Genomic DNA, 16327 nt, shown 5'->3' on the forward strand with positions numbered 1-16327 from the left:
ACTGCCAGGGTTCGATTTTAAAGCCTGAAGTTATGCCATATACGCTTGCCAGCCTGGTCAGTTTTGAGGAAGACATCAAAAAAAGCCGATTTCAGGCATTTGCGACCCCTGTAGAAAATGAACAGCAGGTCAAAGATTTTCTGGACGCTTATCGTGATCCAAGTACCACACATCAATGCTGGGCCTGGAAAATTGGCCATCAGGTGCGCTTTAATGATGATGGTGAACCTTCAGGCACTGCGGGGCGCCCGATTCTCGCCACCATTGAAGGTAATGAATTGACTAATGTACTGGTGCTGGTCAATCGCTGGTATGGCGGGATTAAACTCGGCACCGGAGGTTTGGTTCGTGCCTATGGCGGCTGCGCTGGACAATGCTTGCTGCTGGCAGACAAAATTGAACTGATTGAAAAGAAAAAAGTGCAATTTTCCTGTCAGTTTAATGAATGGGCCATTTTTCAGTATGAACTGAATCAGCAGCAAATCGATTATCAGGAAGACTATAGTGCCGAAGGCGTTCAGGTTCAGGCACAGTTGCAGAAGCATCAGATTGAAGCTTTTGCTTTAAAAATTCAGGATGTAACTCGTGGCCGTGAACAGCTCAAAATCATAGAAGAAGCAACAGATGACTGAAGCAGATCCATTACTGAAATATCGTGAGCAGCATAAACATCGCCTGAACTATATGCCTTGGCTATACTGGTCCTTAAAGCCGAAAAACCGTGGCTGGGCAGAAGCTTGGCAAAAAGAATATCAGGCTTATCTGATGGAAATGGAAACCGTCGAGATTGGTGAAAACTGTTTTATTTCACCACTGGCACATATTTTTGCGGAACCGGGACGCAAGATCGTCATTGGCGATAATACCTTTATCGCCGCAGATTGCACCCTGCATGGCCCACTGGACATTGGCAATGAAGTGGCGATCAATCATCACTGTATTCTGGATGGTGGCCGGCTGGGGATTAAACTGCATGATCAGGTGCGTATCGCAGCGTATTGTCATCTGTATGCATTTGATCACGGTATGCAGCTAGAACAGCCAATTTATCAGCAAGCGGTACGCTCACAAGGCATCGAAATTGGCCGGGATGTCTGGCTCGGCGCACATGTCGGTATTAAAGATGGCGTTAAAATCGCAGATCAGGCCATTGTCGGAATGGACAGTATGGTCACCAAAGATGTCGAAGCACGGGCTATCGTTGCTGGGAATCCTGCAAGCTTTATTCGATACCGCAAATAAAGCTTTACACTCAGTAGATCTCTTTCATCAATCAAAAAATGATGGTTCTATTGATATTTAAATCCACGAGATATTAAAAGCCCTTTCTCTCTTTCGGATGAGAAGCAGTGCGTCGCAAGGGCATGAGCGGATTTTATAAAGACCTCTTTCTTGTGCAACAGTATTGCTGACTTCCTAACAGCAAGAGGGAATTTCGCTGATATGAATTAGAAAATGATTTTAAAAGTATTTTAATGATCTGAATTTAAGTGTTTGGCCTAATGGCTGAATTATTCTTCTAATTATCGGTCAATCATATAAAAGTTAACATATTTCAATTCAAGCCTTACAGATTTTGCTGCACATTTTATAAAGCTTATGCTAAGTTAAAAATAACAAAGAAATTTTTATCATAAATAGAGAGGCTAAACATGAAACGTGTCATCGCCTGCATCGACTCTTCACCATGTATAAACGCGCTGGCAGACGCGGCTGCATGGATTGCCAAACAGACTGGACGTGAACTGGTTTTGTTACAGGTCTTGGATTATTACCCGGCCAGTTATCATCTGGGCGAGATCAGTGGGGTAATCGGGTTTGAAAGCAATGCCATGTTGCTGAAGGAATTGGCCGAGCTTGAACAAAAACAAAGCGAAATTGCCTTGGATTATAGCAATAATCTGCTGCAACATATTTCCGAGCGGATTTTAGCCGAACATGGTATTCAAACCACACATATTCAGGAAAAAGGGGATTTTCTGGAGCAAAGTTTCCAGATTCTTGAGCCGGATGATATCGCATTAATTGGATTGCTCGGTGAGCGCTCAGCTGAAAAAAACAAACCGATCGGCACCAATGTCGAAAACTTTATTCGTGGCGCCAATTGTACCGTGATGACCGTTGGGGAGCAGTTTAAACCGCCAACACGATTTATTTTTGCCTATGAATATTCTCCGACCTGTATCAAAATGATGAGACGGATTGCGGAAAGTGATCTGCTGCGTTTATTACAATGTCACCTGTTATATATTGGCGATCATGCCGAAATTTTAACTGAGCCGCTGCAATATCTGACTCAAGCGGGTCTAGATGTAGTGCCGCAATATCGCTATGGCGATGTCGCCGAGAATATTTTGACCTATCAACAGGAGATGGGTATTCAACTGATTGTTCTGGGCGCATTTAGTCACAGCAAAATCCATCAGTTTTTCCTCGGTAGTATTGCCACCACAATTTTCCGTAATTCCAAGGTGCCTTTACTGGTTGCAAAGTGAGGATTGCCTAAAAAGCAAACAAAATTAAAATTTAAACGTAAATTGTTACAGCTTGATTTAAAAATGATCAGAGTTATCCTCATATATTGTGGATAACTCTGTGGTTAATGTTTTTAAGTTAATGTTATATATAATAAATATGGCGCTGGGTAATTTTTGTTCTTCTGATTTTATTTGACAATCGCAAGTGCAAAACCATCATGTCCTTTACTGCCTACAGTCTGTAAAGCGGTACAAGACAAGATACGTGGATGATTTTGCAGCGCTTTAAACATGGCACGGATGCCTTCAATACTTGGCTTGTGATTGTCCGGATTGATAATCTCGCCTGCACGGATTACATTGTCCAGAAAAATAAGTGTACCTGAATGCGACAGATTTAAACTGAGTTCCAGATATTCCGGATAACTCTGTTTGTCTGCATCAATGAAGATAAAATCAAAAGCCTCGGTCTCTGCGGGTAGAGCTTTGAGTACATCTGCTGCACGACCACATTTCAGTTCAACAGTTTGCTTGAGCTGGGCACGGTCAATATTTTCCTGACCCATTGCCGCGTGGGTATCACGTCCTTCAATTGTCAGGATATAGCCATCATCGGGCAAAGCACGTGCCAACCACATGGTGCTGTATGCGGCAAATGTTCCGAGTTCCAGTACACGTTTACATTGATTCATCTGGATCAGCATCTGCAACAACATGCCTTGATTTGCTGCTACAGCCAGATGATCTGGCAGACCATGTGCAGCAGTATTTTCCAGCGTCTGGTTCAGGATGGGATCTTCAGGAATTAAATGTGACTCAATGTAGTTGTCAATGTCTGTCCACATGTGTTGCATAGTTTTAGCACCATCAATTGCGATGGGTGCATTTTAAACTTTTCGCGGCATAGCGCAATTTATTGTGCTATAGCTGCTGTTTTTTTAGGCTATATAAAGTCTTAAATGAACTTTGTATAGCCGTTGTCATGACTTAGTAATTACACATTGAAGAATTTCGCCCCAGACTTGGCCCCCAGGTACGGTAACCTTGGGTATCGATGTGGATCTGACCAGAAGCATACATGCCGAGTCCCATATTCAGACTTTGACCATGTTGCGCCCAGAACTGGCACAGTTTGAACTTGGTATTTTCAATATAACTATAGTCTTGCGCTTGTGGATATTCTGGGCCAATACGAAAATCGATGGCAGAATTATACAGATGGCGTGAAGAATTGGCGCCACCGGCACACTGGTTTAAAGGCAGGTCACGATAGACGGAAGTGACTTCAAAATCAGTCAGGACATTGGCGGCTACTAAATATTTAAATACACGCAAGGTTGGAACCTGATTGGCCCATAATTCACGGCTTGGAATCATGTACTGTGAACGACCACATTTGGCCCAGTCCCGCGCGGTGCGCATTAATTCAAAACTGGGAATAATATTACCTACGCCATTGCGTTCCAGAAACACTTCGTACTCACGTACACGTGATAAATTATCCAGCGCAGAGACCCAGTGGGTATACAGATAAGGTACATTTTTGGGTTGGACTTTGCGGTCGTATTGAACACGTTCTTGGGGAATATAAATCCGCTTTCCATCGGGCACGGTCTGTCCCGGTGGTTTTGTGGTCGTGGTACAACCCACAAAAACGAGAGGGATTACACACAGACTCAATAATCCCTTTGCAAAATTCTTCATTTATAGAAATCAGATATTTATAAATAGCGCCATTTTAGACTAAATATACGGAGAAATTTGGAGAATATTGCAATAAAATGTGTGGATTGAGTATAAAAAAGATCAGCATGTGCTGATCTTTTTTAACTGAAATTAATTACTTTTCAAGATATTGTAATTTGTCAGCTTTACCATTCCATTCTTCACGATCTGCTGGCTGGTCACCAATTTGTGTGATATTTGGCCATTTTTGCGACAGGTCAGCATTCAATTCAATAAATACTTCTTGGCCTTCTGGTAATTCATCTTCAGAGAAAATTGCATTCGCCGGACATTCAGGTTCGCATAAGGCACAATCGATGCACTCGTCCGGGTTAATCACCAGGAAGTTAGGACCTTCATAGAAACAGTCTACAGGGCAAACTTCAACACAGTCTTGATATTTACATTTAATACAATTTTCAGTGACAACGAAGGTCATGGCGACAGCTACCTAAAAAATATGGTTCTATTTACGAATACTGTATTTTAGGCAAAAACAGGGGGAACTAACAATTCCTTTTATTGATATTTGTTATATATAGGGCTGTTAAATTTGAAAAAAGCCGGAATAGGGCTAAATTCAAGTATAAATCAGTGCTAGACCCCATACGGGATGAGGTCTATGGCTCAGAGAATTACCCCGGCTGTTTGAGTAAATCTTTTAGTGCATATAATTGTGCTAAGGCTTCGCGTGGACTCAGGTTGTCTACATCGATGTCCTCAAGTAATTCGAGAGCTGGAGATTCTTTCTCAATTTCGATAATACGTTCCACTGGCTCTACAATTTCCGGCAGTGCAAATAGATCATGTTGTAGACTCTTTGGTTTGACCAGTTGTTGCTTTTCCAGAATCTTTAAGCGGTTTTGTGCTTCTTTAATGACTGATGCCGGAATACCGGCAAGTTTCGCCACCTGTAAGCCATGACTCTGGCTGGCAGGGCCATGTTGTACCTTATGTAACAAAATCAGATTGCCATTCAGTTCTTTAGCCGTGACATGGTAGTTATCAATGCCGCTTTCTTTATCGAGTTCGGTCAGCTCAAAATAATGGGTTGCGAATAGACACAGGCATTGAATGCGTTTGCTCAGATCCAGCACACAGGCCCAGGCCAGAGACAGGCCATCATAGGTACTGGTGCCACGACCGACTTCATCCATCAGTACCAGCGACTGACTGGTGGCATGATGCAGAATTTGCGAAGTCTCGGTCATTTCCACCATAAAGGTCGATTTGCCAGTTGATAAATCATCGGCAGAACCAATACGGGTGAAAACCCGGTCAATAGGCCCTAAAGTCGCAGCTTGTGCAGGTACATAAGCCCCGCAATACGCCAGCAAGACGATCAATGCGGTCTGGCGCATAAAGGTCGATTTACCGCCCATATTGGGTCCGGTAATAATCGCCATGCGATGGGAAAAGTCCAGTCGCGTATCGTTCGGTGTAAAAGCAGTTTTGCTTAAAGCTTCCACCACCGGATGACGGCCAGCAGTGATACTTACACCGACTTCAGGGCTGAATTTTGGACGTGACCAGTTGCGTAAACGTGCCTGATGGGCAAAGTTTGCCACCAGATCAATCTGGGCAATGGCACTGCTCATCATCTGTAAATTGCCGATATCCTGACGTAATTCATCCAGCAGCATTTCAAACAGCATTTTTTCACGCGCCAGAGCACGGGATTCACTGGATAAAACTTTATCTTCAAAGGCTTTCAGTTCAGGTGTGATATAGCGTTCAGCATTTTTCAGAGTCTGACGGCGGATATAGTGCTCGGGTGCCTGTTCGGCCTGAGCACGTGAGAGTTCAATATAATAACCACTCACTCGGTTATAACCAATTTTCAGTCCCGGAATTCCGCTGGCTTCACGTTCTTTAATTTCCAGATCAATCAGGAACTGGCTGGCGTGATCACGAATCTGACGTAATTCATCCAGTTCACTATCAAAGCCTTCGGCAATCACATTCCCATCACGCAGCAATACCGGCGGATTTTCTACGATGGCAGACATCAAGCGTTGATGCAGGCCATGGAAATCTCCGAGTTCTTCATTGAGCTGGATTAATAGCTCAGACTGTTGTTGACTGACAATCGGCTGTAGGGCATGGCGTAAAAATGGAATTTGCGCACAGGCCTGACGTAGTTGTACCAGATCCCGCGGTCGGGCACTGCCCAAAGCAATTCGGCTCAGAACACGTTCAATATCGCTAATTTCCTTAAGTACCAAACGTACAGGTGCTTCATGGAAACCTTGTAGCAGGGCCTGGATGGCATCCAGACGTTCATCCAGCAAGGCAGTGTCACGCAAAGGCTGCATCAGGGTGCGACTCAGCAAGCGTCCACCCATAGCCGTCTGGCAATCATTAATTAACTGAAACAGTGAAGTACCATGCTCAAATAAAGGCTCAATCAGTTCCAGATTGCGACGTGTCACTGGATCTAGGGCAATAAAGTCGGAACTCTGTTCTAGCTGAATCGAACGAATATGTGGTAAAGCGGTTTTCTGGGTTTCTTTGGCATAGTGAATCAGTGCCGCAGCGGCAGCTTTTGCCAACGGCAAATGATCAATCCCGAAACCGGAAAGTGTGCTGACGGCAAACTGGTCGCACAAGGTTTTTTGTGCATTGTTCAGGCTAAAGTCCACATTGGGACGCTTCGTCACGGAAATATCAAGTTGCTGCTTGAGTTGCTCGGTCAGCATCGGATCAGCGGTATTTTCATCCAGCAAAATTTCGCTTGGCATTAAACGCGCCAGTTCAATCATGAGCTGGTTGAGATCATAATCCTGCTGCTGTACTTTAAACAGGCCGGCGCTGAGATCGAGCAGTGCAATCCCGATCTGATTTTGCTGAATACATAAAGCCACCAGATTAGAGCTTTGATGTGCACCGAGCATGGCATCATCGGTCAGGGTGCCCGGGGTGATAATCCTTACCACGCCGCGCTCCATGGGAGCCTTACCACGAGTACTTGTGCTCTCGCCCTCACCAATCTGTTCACAGATCACCACCGTTTCGCCTTTTTTGACCAGACGGGCCAGATAGCCTTCGGCTGCATGGAAAGGCACACCTGCCATTGGGATCGGCTGACCATTGGCTTTACCGCGATGGGTCAGGGTAATGCCTAAAATTTTGGCTGCCTTGTGTGCATCTTCAAAGAACAGTTCATAAAAATCACCCATACGATAAAACATCAATGAGTGTGGATGCTGCACTTTCACCGACATGTATTGCTGCATCATGGGCGTTAAGGTAGAAAGATCAGCCATAATTTCCGAACTGGTCATTAAAAATAAATCCTTTCAACAAGAGAGAAATGCAAATACTGATAAGCAGCGTATGCACAAAAAATTAAAGCACATCTAAACAGATCTATAAAAATATTTTATCGAGGATCTGCTCAGGAGCATAGTGAATGAGGTCGCTTATCTTAGGGTGCTTTAAATCAAGATTGAAACAAGTCTATCAAATTTAATTTTTAGAAAGAAATGAAATTCCAGATGAATGTTTAAGTCATGCGACAGATCTGTCGGTCTGAGTTTTTATTCAGCATGATTTCCAATTTTAAAAAACAAACCACTGGATGTGAACATGCAGTGGTTGATTTAAATTAAGGGAATTGTTTATTCGGGATCATAAAGACCAAGGTCAGACAGGTGTAATCTGAGAATCCGGCGCAATTCCAATACGGCCTCAGGGGTTTCCTGAATGGAATGGCCACCCTTGATCACTTTACTGGATACTGCACCTTGCAAATAAGCACTTTCGTAGGAAACAATGCCATCACTCATCAGCTGAGGTTCTGTAGTATCTACGGTATTACCGATGATGGAGTGAAATTTGAAGCCGGTATAGGGCTGAATGTTTTTAGTCAGCGCATTGAATTTCGAATTTTCACTCAAATCACTCGGGCCATTTTGAATCAGGTCATGTCCCAGTTCTTTGACAAATTCTTTTAATCCGATTTCGCCTTGTAAAGTATCAGCAAAGGCACCTAAAAATGCACCTGGAACCCGAATAATTTTACGCGCCAGTTTGGTATGCCAGCGATTGGCATATTCTGTGCCACGATGCGGTGTGGCCAAGAAAATCGCCCGACTAAAATTTGGAATCGGCTGCATTTGCAGGCGTGCTTGAAACAGCGGTTTATCCTTAAACTGTTCAATACGGGTATTTTGTACCAGTTTAAAAGCATCTTGGCTGATATCGGCATTGCTGACCATCAAACGGGCAATCACGCCGCCCATACTATGTCCGACCAGTACGGCATCTTTTTTAGCTGCGGCATTGTTCGCGACCTGGGCAAATCCTTGCTGAACCAGTGCATTGATTTGAAAACGGCTTTCCAGAATCGGCATGTTGGTGGAATAAAACACCTGCCAGACCTGAAAGTTTTCTCTTAGAACCGGATCCCCCATAATATCGTTGGTCATACGAATCCAGGCTTCGGGGCTGCTGGCCAGACCATGGACCAATACCAGGATCTTCTTGTTCGGATTATAAGGTTCAAGCATATACAGGTGGGGCATGCTCAGACTATCATCCTGATCAATCAGGGTCAGATAGGCCAGACGCCCCAGATTGTTCTCGGCCAGCCATAAACCATAAGGTGCTGAAAAATTGGCTGCCAGAGCATATTCCTTAGAAGCGACCTTAATTTTTTCATATTTATAGGGATCATAGAGTTTCAGATGAAATTCGGAGGTCGATAAAATCTGTTCAGTACTATTGGCTGATTTAGGTACAGCGGTGATCGTGGTGGCCAGATATCGTGCTGCGTGGATATTGGGATTGATACCATTCGGATATTTGTGATTGAGTGGGTCAGTAATATATTTTTTATCTTTTTCGGATGGTTGCTGCTCCGGTAGAACCACTAAAAACTCTGAACCAAAACCGTCACGACGGGTAATTGAACGCAGCCCAGAGAAGTTCATGTTGTAGGTGGACAGTAGTTGCTCAATGGGCTGGTTTTTCAGCTGCGGAAAATTTTCCAGATCAATACTATATACACTGTTACCCACCTGAATCCGTTGGCCGGAACGCTTGGTTTCATAACGTTCAGCATAGCGTTGAATCAGATGAGCAATCGCCAGGTTGTAAAAATCACGAATCTGAACCTGACGGTTGTCGAAAATACGGTCTTGCGGGGCACGCTCGGTTTTAAACAGGTAGGCATAACTATAACGAATGCTTTTATCCAGCATGCTGAGCTGCTGATCCAGACATTTCTGGATATTCTGTTTTTGCAGCTGTTGCTTTTCCTGAGATTGGGTCTTGCTCAAAACACTGGTGTTGCACTCGGCTGACTTGGCATTCTGTAAAGAATTGGCGAGATACAACTCACTTGCTGTAGAAAGTAATTGTTCATCTAAAATCTGGGGAATCTTTTTAAGATCCTTTACACATTCTTCGGGCTGGTCAATACAGATCTGGGCTTCACGCCCCGTCATGGACAACACATTCAGACTGGCTTCGCTCAGTTTGTCGCGCGTCAAAATACTGTCACGCTCATTGCTGAGTGTGACATTAAGTGCCTGTTCCTTAACACTGACCACCTGACAGCCGCTCAGCACGCTGGTGATGACTAAAGTGCACAGTATTAATCTTTTATTTATTTTTTCGTGCATAAAACCTTTCACTGAATTTAAGTTGTAAGTTTGGATAATGGTTTGTATTTTACTAATTTTTTCTCATAAAAATAGACTGCCGTAGCAGTCTATTTGTAATCAGAGAAAGAAGATAAATTTTGATTATGGCGTTTTAGGGGTTGCAGCAACTGGAGCTTGATTTGCGGTTTGCAGAACTTGCCAAACATTCCAGCGACCTTGTTTCTCAATTTCCTGAATCAGACGGTCTGCCACTTCAGCTTCTTGCGGGTATTTCACTTTATAGTTTGCCAAGGTTTGAGCCGCATTTTTTTTCTGTTCCAGCGCAATATAATTATTGGCTGCAGCAAGATAGGCTTCCTGAACGCCAGCTTTCATGGCTTTGTCCAGATAAGGAATCGCTTCACGTTGACCGCCACCTTCAGACAGGCCAAAGCCGAACCAGAAGTTCACTTCAGGATCATCTTGGTTGATCTTAAGAATCCGTTGTGCATAGGTCAGGGATTTGGTGGTATAGACTGAACCCAGATCCAGATTACGTGCCATGACACTGGCTTTAAATGCACGTACCAGAACATCGAAAGAGGCATTTTCACGTGCAGCTAAAGTATCCAGCTGTTGAGTGACTTCACGCAGTTTGGCTTCAAAGCCACGACGTTCCTGACGATCGCTAAAACGTGGTGGATAATGACGTGCTTTACCTTCCACCATTTGCAGGAAATCATCAATCTCGGTGATGTCGATTTCATTGGTATTTGCCAGAGCCGCATAACGCATTGAACGTGTATTGCTGTCTACAATGGGAATAATCAGTTTATTGACATCCAAGGTTAATTGCTTGGATGGATCATTTGGATGAGTCACGACCATTTTGGTCACGGGTTGAGCCGCAGCTTTTTGCAAATGCACCTCAAACGCAGGTGGTTCATTATAATTGAATGGATTTAATGCATAAAATGGCGGACTTAATTCAGGTTCTACAAAAACCACTTGATCCACAGGTTTCTCAGCAGACTTCTGAGAGACGGTCGAACATGCAGTCATTGTGAATGCTAAACAAGCAAGTGCCAAGGGCTTAAAGGTCATAATATTCATCCATTCGTGTTATTTTTTAAAACAGCTAGTACAAAAATCACATGACCGTCAGTCTATGAAAACTCTAACGATCATGCAAGTAAATGCATGTTACAGAATTGAACGCTCTATTCAGGCTTTAGACTGACTGGTCTGAGCTTCACATTCACGGCGCGCTTCTTCCAGAATCTGTAATTCTTTTTTGCTTAAAGGCTGACCATCTTGTTGCTGTTTATTAAAGGTCGGATCCAGCAAAGAAAGACGGTTGCACAAGTTGTTCATGCGTTTTTCATTTTGCTGAATACGGTCCAGCAGAATGCGCATACCCTCCAGAATTGGATCAGACTGGTCTTCAGTTGCAGCATAGGGCTGGAAGCCGATACTTTCTGCATAATCACGACGACGGGTTTCTGCATCATCCTTCGGTTTGTTTTTGGTAATAAAGCGTGCAGGGTTACCCACAGCCGTCGTGTTTTCAGGAACTGCTTTAGTCACGACCGCATTAGAACCGACCTTGGCATTTTTCCCGACAGTAAATGGCCCTAAAATCTTGGCACCAGCACCAACCACCACGCCATCTTCTAAAGTTGGATGGCGTTTGCCTTTATTCCAGGTCGTTCCACCCAAAGTCACCCCATGATAGAGGGTAACATCATCGCCAATTTCTGCAGTTTCCCCAATTACGACACCCATACCGTGATCAATAAAGAAACGACGGCCTATCTTGGCGCCCGGATGTATTTCAATACCAGTCGCAAAACGGCTAAATGAAGACAATGCACGTGCAGTTCCCTTACAGTCTTTGTTCCATAGCTCATGTGCCATGCGATGCATGATCAGCGCATGGATGCCAGGGTAAGTGGTTAAGACTTCTAAGGTATTGCGTGCTGCAGGATCGCGCGCAAAGACAGCTTGTATATCTTCTTTGAGCTGTTTTAGCATTAGATTTGATCCTCGTCCTGTGATGATGTATGTGAAGATTTTTTCCACGTGCCGTTATTTAAGGCCTGAACGCGGCTGAAAATACCACGAAGTAAATGATATTCCATACGATCTAATTGTATACGTCCAAAGAGACGACGCAAGCGTAAAGGCAATAATCTTGGATTTTTTGGGTCCATAAATTCAATTTCGGCCAGCATTTTTTCCAAATGCGGATAGAACTGTTCCATCTGCGCATGATTCACCAAAGGCTCATCCCATTCCATTTCAATGCCATCAATGACTTGCATGGTTGCTTTAGCATCACGTGGTTGTTCAATCTGGCTCATGGCTGCCATGCGCATTTCATAGCAGATCACCTGAATGGCTTGAGCCACATTCAGTACGCCGTAATCGGTATTGACTGGAATGGTCAGGTGATAGTTGGCCATTGCCAGTTCTTCATTGGTCAGACCGCGGTCTTCACGGCCAAATAGAATTGCAACTTCTTGCTGCTCTTGTACCACGGCGCTCATGGCTTTTGTCGCAGCAGGGCGCACATCTAACAGCGGCCAGGGAATAGTACGGCTACGTGCGCTGGTACCGAATACAATCTGACAGTCTTTAATGGCATCTTCGAGCGTTTCTACAATCTCGATCTGCTCGATCAGGTCAGTTGCGCCTGCGGCCAGTGCATCAATATCCGGATGCGGATAGGTTTTTGGCGCCACCAGAACCAGCTTGGACAGGCCCATGGTTTTCATGGCGCGTAAAGCACTGCCGATGTTGGCAGGTAAAGTGGTATTGACCATGACAATACGCACATGGGAGAGATGTGCTGAAACAGCAGCATTGTCAATTTGACTCATGAGGATTCCAATTTAAAGGTTTTTTAAAGATCAGGATTTATGAATATTGTGGCTGGGATTCAGCCTGATACAGTTCCAGCGCATCGTCCATGCTCATGCCAGCAGGTGGTGGTGGAACATTGACCGGTTTGGCCTGTTCATAAGAAACAGCTTTGGCGGCTTTGGACTTGACCTGATATTCAATATGCAATGCTTCTTTACCAAAATAATCACGCAATTTAGCCAATAGTTCGTCCAGTGGTGCCACTTTCCAGTTGAGACCCAGATGAAGTTCAGTCGTAGCATAAGGATAGTCTAAATACAGAATTACCGGAATATGCGCTGACATGTCGATATTGGTATATGGTGTCAAAATCTGCTGCAAGTCACGACTCAGACTTTTACTGAAATGCTCGGCAGTTAGGGTGATTTTAATGCTGTTGGCACGCTTCTGGCGAATTTCATTCAGGCTAAAGGCTTTAGTAAGACGTCCCATTGGGCGGTCAAAGCCTTCACGCTCATAAATTTCACCTTCAATCACCACAACTTTATCCAGCTGGATAATCTCTTTAAAGCGGTTAAAACGTTCATGATTGGCTGAAATTTCAATACGCGCCGTACCATCATCCAGGGTCATCATCATCCGGTTCGGGAAGTTGGCAATATCCACCACCAGTCCTGCAAAGACGGTGGTGACACCACGGCGGGTCGGCGTCAGCTCATTGATCTGACTAGGTACAAAGGATTTCAGTTCATTACGATAGACATCAATCGGGTGGCCGGTGAGGTACAGGCCGAGGGTGTCTTTTTCACCTTTCAGGCGAACTTCATCCGCCCATGGCTTGACCGGTTTAGAGGGTTTGCGCTGAACTTCTTCCACTTCACCAAACAGATCCATGATGCCGGTTTCACGGTTGGAGCGCGCCTGTTCCGCAGCTTGCACCGCTTCAGGCAGTTGTGCCATCAGGTCGGCACGATCAATGCCTAAACAATCCAGCGCACCGGAGCGAATCAATGCTTCCAGGGTGCGTTTATTGATTTTTTTCAGGTCAATACGATGACAGAAATCAAACAGGTCACGGAAAGGGCCTTCTTGTGTACGCGCGTCAATCACTGATTGCATCGCAGCTTCACCGACACCTTTAATCGCACCCAGACCATAGACAATGGTTTGTTCATCCGTGGCATGGAACTGATACAGCGACATATTCACTGACGGTGGTAAAACTTCCAGGTTATTCTTGCGACAGTCATCAATCAGGAATACCACGTTGTCGGTGTTCTGCATCTCCGAGGTCAACACCGCAGACAGGAATTCCGCCGGATAATGCGCTTTTAGCCATGCAGTCTGATAGGCAACCAAAGCATAGGCCGCAGCATGTGATTTGTTAAAGCCATAGCCGGCAAACTTTTCCATATAGTCGAAAATATGGTTGGCAGTGGCTTCATCAATGTCTTTTTTCGATGCACCTTCAATAAAGATCTGGCGCTGTTTGACCATCTCTTCCGGTTTTTTCTTACCCATGGCACGACGTAACAAGTCCGCGCCACCGAGGGTATAGCCGGCACAGTACTGTGCAGCCTGCATGACCTGTTCCTGATAGACCATAATCCCGTAGGTGGGTTCTAGTACGCCTTCAAGCAAGGGATGCAGATATTCAAAATCGCCTCCATGCATCCGGTGGATAAAGTCAGGAATCAGATCCATCGGGCCCGGACGGTACAGCGACACGAAGGCAATAATTTCTTCAAATTTGCTTGGGCGTGCCTCTTTCAGCATCTTCTTCATGCCCACGGATTCAAACTGGAATACCGCGGTGGTGTTGGCATTGGCAAAGACCAGATACGCGTCTTTATCTTCAAGCGGGATATAGGCAATGTCTAGAGGCTTGTCAGATTTGATGCGTTTATTAATATTTTTAACTGCATCTTCAATTACGGTCAGGTTACGCAGACCCAAGAAGTCAAACTTTACCAGACCAGCAGATTCAACATCATCTTTATCGAACTGTGCCACGCGTGAAGTACCATCAGCCTCACACATGACGGCAGAGAAATCGGTAATTTTGGTTGGTGAGATGACCACACCGCCGGCATGTTTACCGGTATTTCGGGTAATACCTTCCAGTTTTAGTGCCATTTCCCAGATTTCAGCCGCATCATCATTATCTGGGTTGGATGGATTGGTGACGATATCTTTAAGCTGTGGTTCGGCTTCTAGCGACTCAAGCAAGCTTAAACCCAAAGGCTTGGTCGGGATCATTTTCGAGATACGATCGGCCAGACCATAAGATTTACCCAAGACACGCGCCACATCACGAATCGCACCTTTGGCCGCCATGGTACCGAAGGTGGCAATTTGCGAAACTGCATCACGGCCATAAGTACGCGCCACATAGTCAATCACGCGGTCACGACCTGCGATACAGAAATCGACGTCGAAATCGGGCATCGACACACGTTCCGGGTTCAAGAAACGTTCGAACAGCAGTTCATAACGTAGCGGATCAAGATCGGTGATTTTTAAGCTATAAGCCACCAGTGAGCCTGCACCTGAACCACGCCCAGGGCCTACTGGAACGCCGTTACTTTTCGACCACTGAATAAAGTCCATCACGATCAGAAAGTAGCCCGGAAACCCCATCGAGTTAATGATATTAATCTCGTACTCGATTCGCTCATCATAAGGCTTGCGAACTTCTGGCCAGTGTTCATCACGCTGTTCAGGCGGATACAGGAAATTCAGACGCTCTTCCAGACCTTCTTTGGACAAGTGTGCAAAGAAAGTGTCAATGGTATGACCTTCAGGAATTGGATAATCCGGCAGAAAGTATTGACCCAGTCGCAATGTGACATTACAGCGTTTGGCAATGTGGTAAGTGTTCTCAATCGCAGAGGGAATATCCGAGAACAGCTCTGCCATTTCCTCTGCAGATTTAAAATATTGTTCAGGTGAATAGGTTTTAGGGCGGCGGTTATCCCCCAGTACATAACCATCGGCAATGCAGACTCGGGCTTCGTGGGCTTCATAATCATTGCGGGTCATGAAGTGCACGTCGTTATGTGCCACTACACCGATATTATATTTTTTGGCCAGTTTCACTGCTTCCAGAATGAAGTCATCTTCATCCGGACGGTTGGTGCGGGTCAGGGCGATATAAACGCGATTGCCGAATTTTTCGACCCATTCTTCCAGCAAGGGTTCAGCTTTTTGCGGATTTGAACTCATCAGCATCTTGCCGACATCGGAATGCATGCCGAGCAGGGCAATCATGTCCTCGGACTGGTTTAAAATCCATTGTTTTTGTACGCAGGGAATGTCTAATTGCTGACCACTGATAAAGCCTTCAGACACCAGTTCAGTCAGGTTACGCCAGCCTTTATTGGTCATCGCCAATAAGGTCATACGATGTTCGGCATCATTCAGGCGAATTTCAGAACCGAGGATCGGCTTGATGCCTTTGCCTAAGCATTTGCCATAGAACTTGACTGCGGCATGCAGGTTAGACAGATCCGTCAGCGCGAGGGCAGGCATCTGTTCTTTTTCGGCAGCTTTGACCAAGTCAGGTATCCGTACGATGGATTCAGTAATCGAAAATTCTGTATGAATACCAAGATGAACAAAGTGCATAGATGAGTCCCTGCTAAAACCATTGAATAGTTTAACATGGGATTT

The 16327-nt window shown here is 44.9% G+C and carries 12 protein-coding genes; 3 read left to right on the plus strand and 9 right to left on the minus strand.

What is annotated here, in order from left to right; genetic code table 11:
- Positions 1-32 precede the first annotated feature (32 nt).
- From FTV30_RS01270 to FTV30_RS01280, 3 genes are all read left to right on the plus strand, one after another.
- Positions 33-632, plus strand: coding sequence for a YigZ family protein (locus tag FTV30_RS01270; RefSeq protein WP_159138179.1), 600 nt, complete (start codon positions 33-35; stop codon positions 630-632).
- On the plus strand, positions 625-1242 hold the full coding sequence (locus tag FTV30_RS01275; RefSeq protein WP_100328714.1) for an acyltransferase: 618 nt from the start codon (positions 625-627) through the stop codon (positions 1240-1242). Before FTV30_RS01270 ends, FTV30_RS01275 begins: the two co-directional genes overlap by 8 nt.
- A gap of 410 nt (positions 1243-1652) precedes the next feature.
- A complete protein-coding gene (locus tag FTV30_RS01280) occupies positions 1653-2495 on the plus strand; it encodes a universal stress protein (protein WP_005171275.1) in 843 nt (280 codons plus the stop codon).
- A gap of 170 nt (positions 2496-2665) precedes the next feature.
- Here FTV30_RS01280 and FTV30_RS01285 read toward each other — a convergent pair whose 3' ends face one another.
- From FTV30_RS01285 to dnaE, 9 genes are all read right to left on the minus strand, one after another.
- The gene (locus FTV30_RS01285) at positions 2666-3331 is read right to left on the minus strand and encodes an O-methyltransferase (protein WP_005096677.1); all 666 of its coding nucleotides are present in this window, start codon (positions 3329-3331) and stop codon (positions 2666-2668) included.
- Between the two features lie 133 nt (positions 3332-3464).
- Positions 3465-4181 (minus strand): D-Ala-D-Ala carboxypeptidase family metallohydrolase, encoded by a 717-nt coding sequence (locus tag FTV30_RS01290; RefSeq protein ID WP_180000883.1) that lies wholly within the window; start codon positions 4179-4181, stop codon positions 3465-3467.
- Between the two features lie 136 nt (positions 4182-4317).
- A complete protein-coding gene (fdxA, locus tag FTV30_RS01295; RefSeq protein WP_004279936.1) occupies positions 4318-4641 on the minus strand; it encodes a ferredoxin FdxA in 324 nt (107 codons plus the stop codon).
- A gap of 196 nt (positions 4642-4837) precedes the next feature.
- The gene (gene mutS / locus FTV30_RS01300; protein WP_180000884.1) at positions 4838-7486 is read right to left on the minus strand and encodes a DNA mismatch repair protein MutS; all 2649 of its coding nucleotides are present in this window, start codon (positions 7484-7486) and stop codon (positions 4838-4840) included.
- Between the two features lie 336 nt (positions 7487-7822).
- On the minus strand, positions 7823-9829 hold the full coding sequence (locus tag FTV30_RS01305; protein ID WP_180000885.1) for a triacylglycerol lipase: 2007 nt from the start codon (positions 9827-9829) through the stop codon (positions 7823-7825).
- A 123-nt stretch (positions 9830-9952) separates the two neighbouring features.
- Positions 9953-10894 (minus strand): ABUW_2363 family tetratricopeptide repeat lipoprotein, encoded by a 942-nt coding sequence (locus tag FTV30_RS01310; protein ID WP_005096683.1) that lies wholly within the window; start codon positions 10892-10894, stop codon positions 9953-9955.
- A 120-nt stretch (positions 10895-11014) separates the two neighbouring features.
- Positions 11015-11824 carry a serine O-acetyltransferase gene (cysE, locus tag FTV30_RS01315; RefSeq protein WP_005096684.1) on the minus strand — a complete coding sequence of 270 codons (810 nt, stop codon included), beginning with the start codon at positions 11822-11824 and terminating at the stop codon, positions 11015-11017.
- A complete protein-coding gene (locus tag FTV30_RS01320) occupies positions 11824-12672 on the minus strand; it encodes an RNA methyltransferase (RefSeq protein ID WP_005096685.1) in 849 nt (282 codons plus the stop codon). Before FTV30_RS01320 ends, cysE begins: the two co-directional genes overlap by 1 nt.
- A 37-nt stretch (positions 12673-12709) precedes the next feature.
- Complete coding sequence (gene dnaE, locus FTV30_RS01325; protein WP_074382873.1) at positions 12710-16282, minus strand: DNA polymerase III subunit alpha; 3573 nt, start codon at positions 16280-16282, stop codon at positions 12710-12712.
- Between the last annotated feature and the right edge of the window lie 45 nt (positions 16283-16327).

Source organism: Acinetobacter sp. YH12255, from assembly GCF_013417355.1.
GTDB classification, from domain to species: domain Bacteria; phylum Pseudomonadota; class Gammaproteobacteria; order Pseudomonadales; family Moraxellaceae; genus Acinetobacter; species Acinetobacter pseudolwoffii.

What these genes read in the sequence shown, in the direction of transcription:
- FTV30_RS01290 (WP_180000883.1), bottom strand. Translation starts at nt 4,181, where the DNA reads ATGAAGAATTTTGCAAAGGGATTATTGAGTCTGTGTGTAATCCCTCTC.
- FTV30_RS01285 (WP_005096677.1), bottom strand. Translation starts at nt 3,331, where the DNA reads ATGCAACACATGTGGACAGACATTGACAACTACATTGAGTCACATTTA.
- FTV30_RS01305 (WP_180000885.1), bottom strand. Translation starts at nt 9,829, where the DNA reads ATGCACGAAAAAATAAATAAAAGATTAATACTGTGCACTTTAGTCATC.
- mutS (WP_180000884.1), bottom strand. Translation starts at nt 7,486, where the DNA reads ATGACCAGTTCGGAAATTATGGCTGATCTTTCTACCTTAACGCCCATG.
- FTV30_RS01275 (WP_100328714.1), top strand. Translation starts at nt 625, where the DNA reads ATGACTGAAGCAGATCCATTACTGAAATATCGTGAGCAGCATAAACAT.
- FTV30_RS01280 (WP_005171275.1), top strand. Translation starts at nt 1,653, where the DNA reads ATGAAACGTGTCATCGCCTGCATCGACTCTTCACCATGTATAAACGCG.
- fdxA (WP_004279936.1), bottom strand. Translation starts at nt 4,641, where the DNA reads ATGACCTTCGTTGTCACTGAAAATTGTATTAAATGTAAATATCAAGAC.
- cysE (WP_005096684.1), bottom strand. Translation starts at nt 11,824, where the DNA reads ATGCTAAAACAGCTCAAAGAAGATATACAAGCTGTCTTTGCGCGCGAT.
- dnaE (WP_074382873.1), bottom strand. Translation starts at nt 16,282, where the DNA reads ATGCACTTTGTTCATCTTGGTATTCATACAGAATTTTCGATTACTGAA.
- FTV30_RS01270 (WP_159138179.1), top strand. Translation starts at nt 33, where the DNA reads ATGCCATATACGCTTGCCAGCCTGGTCAGTTTTGAGGAAGACATCAAA.
- FTV30_RS01320 (WP_005096685.1), bottom strand. Translation starts at nt 12,672, where the DNA reads ATGAGTCAAATTGACAATGCTGCTGTTTCAGCACATCTCTCCCATGTG.
- FTV30_RS01310 (WP_005096683.1), bottom strand. Translation starts at nt 10,894, where the DNA reads ATGACCTTTAAGCCCTTGGCACTTGCTTGTTTAGCATTCACAATGACT.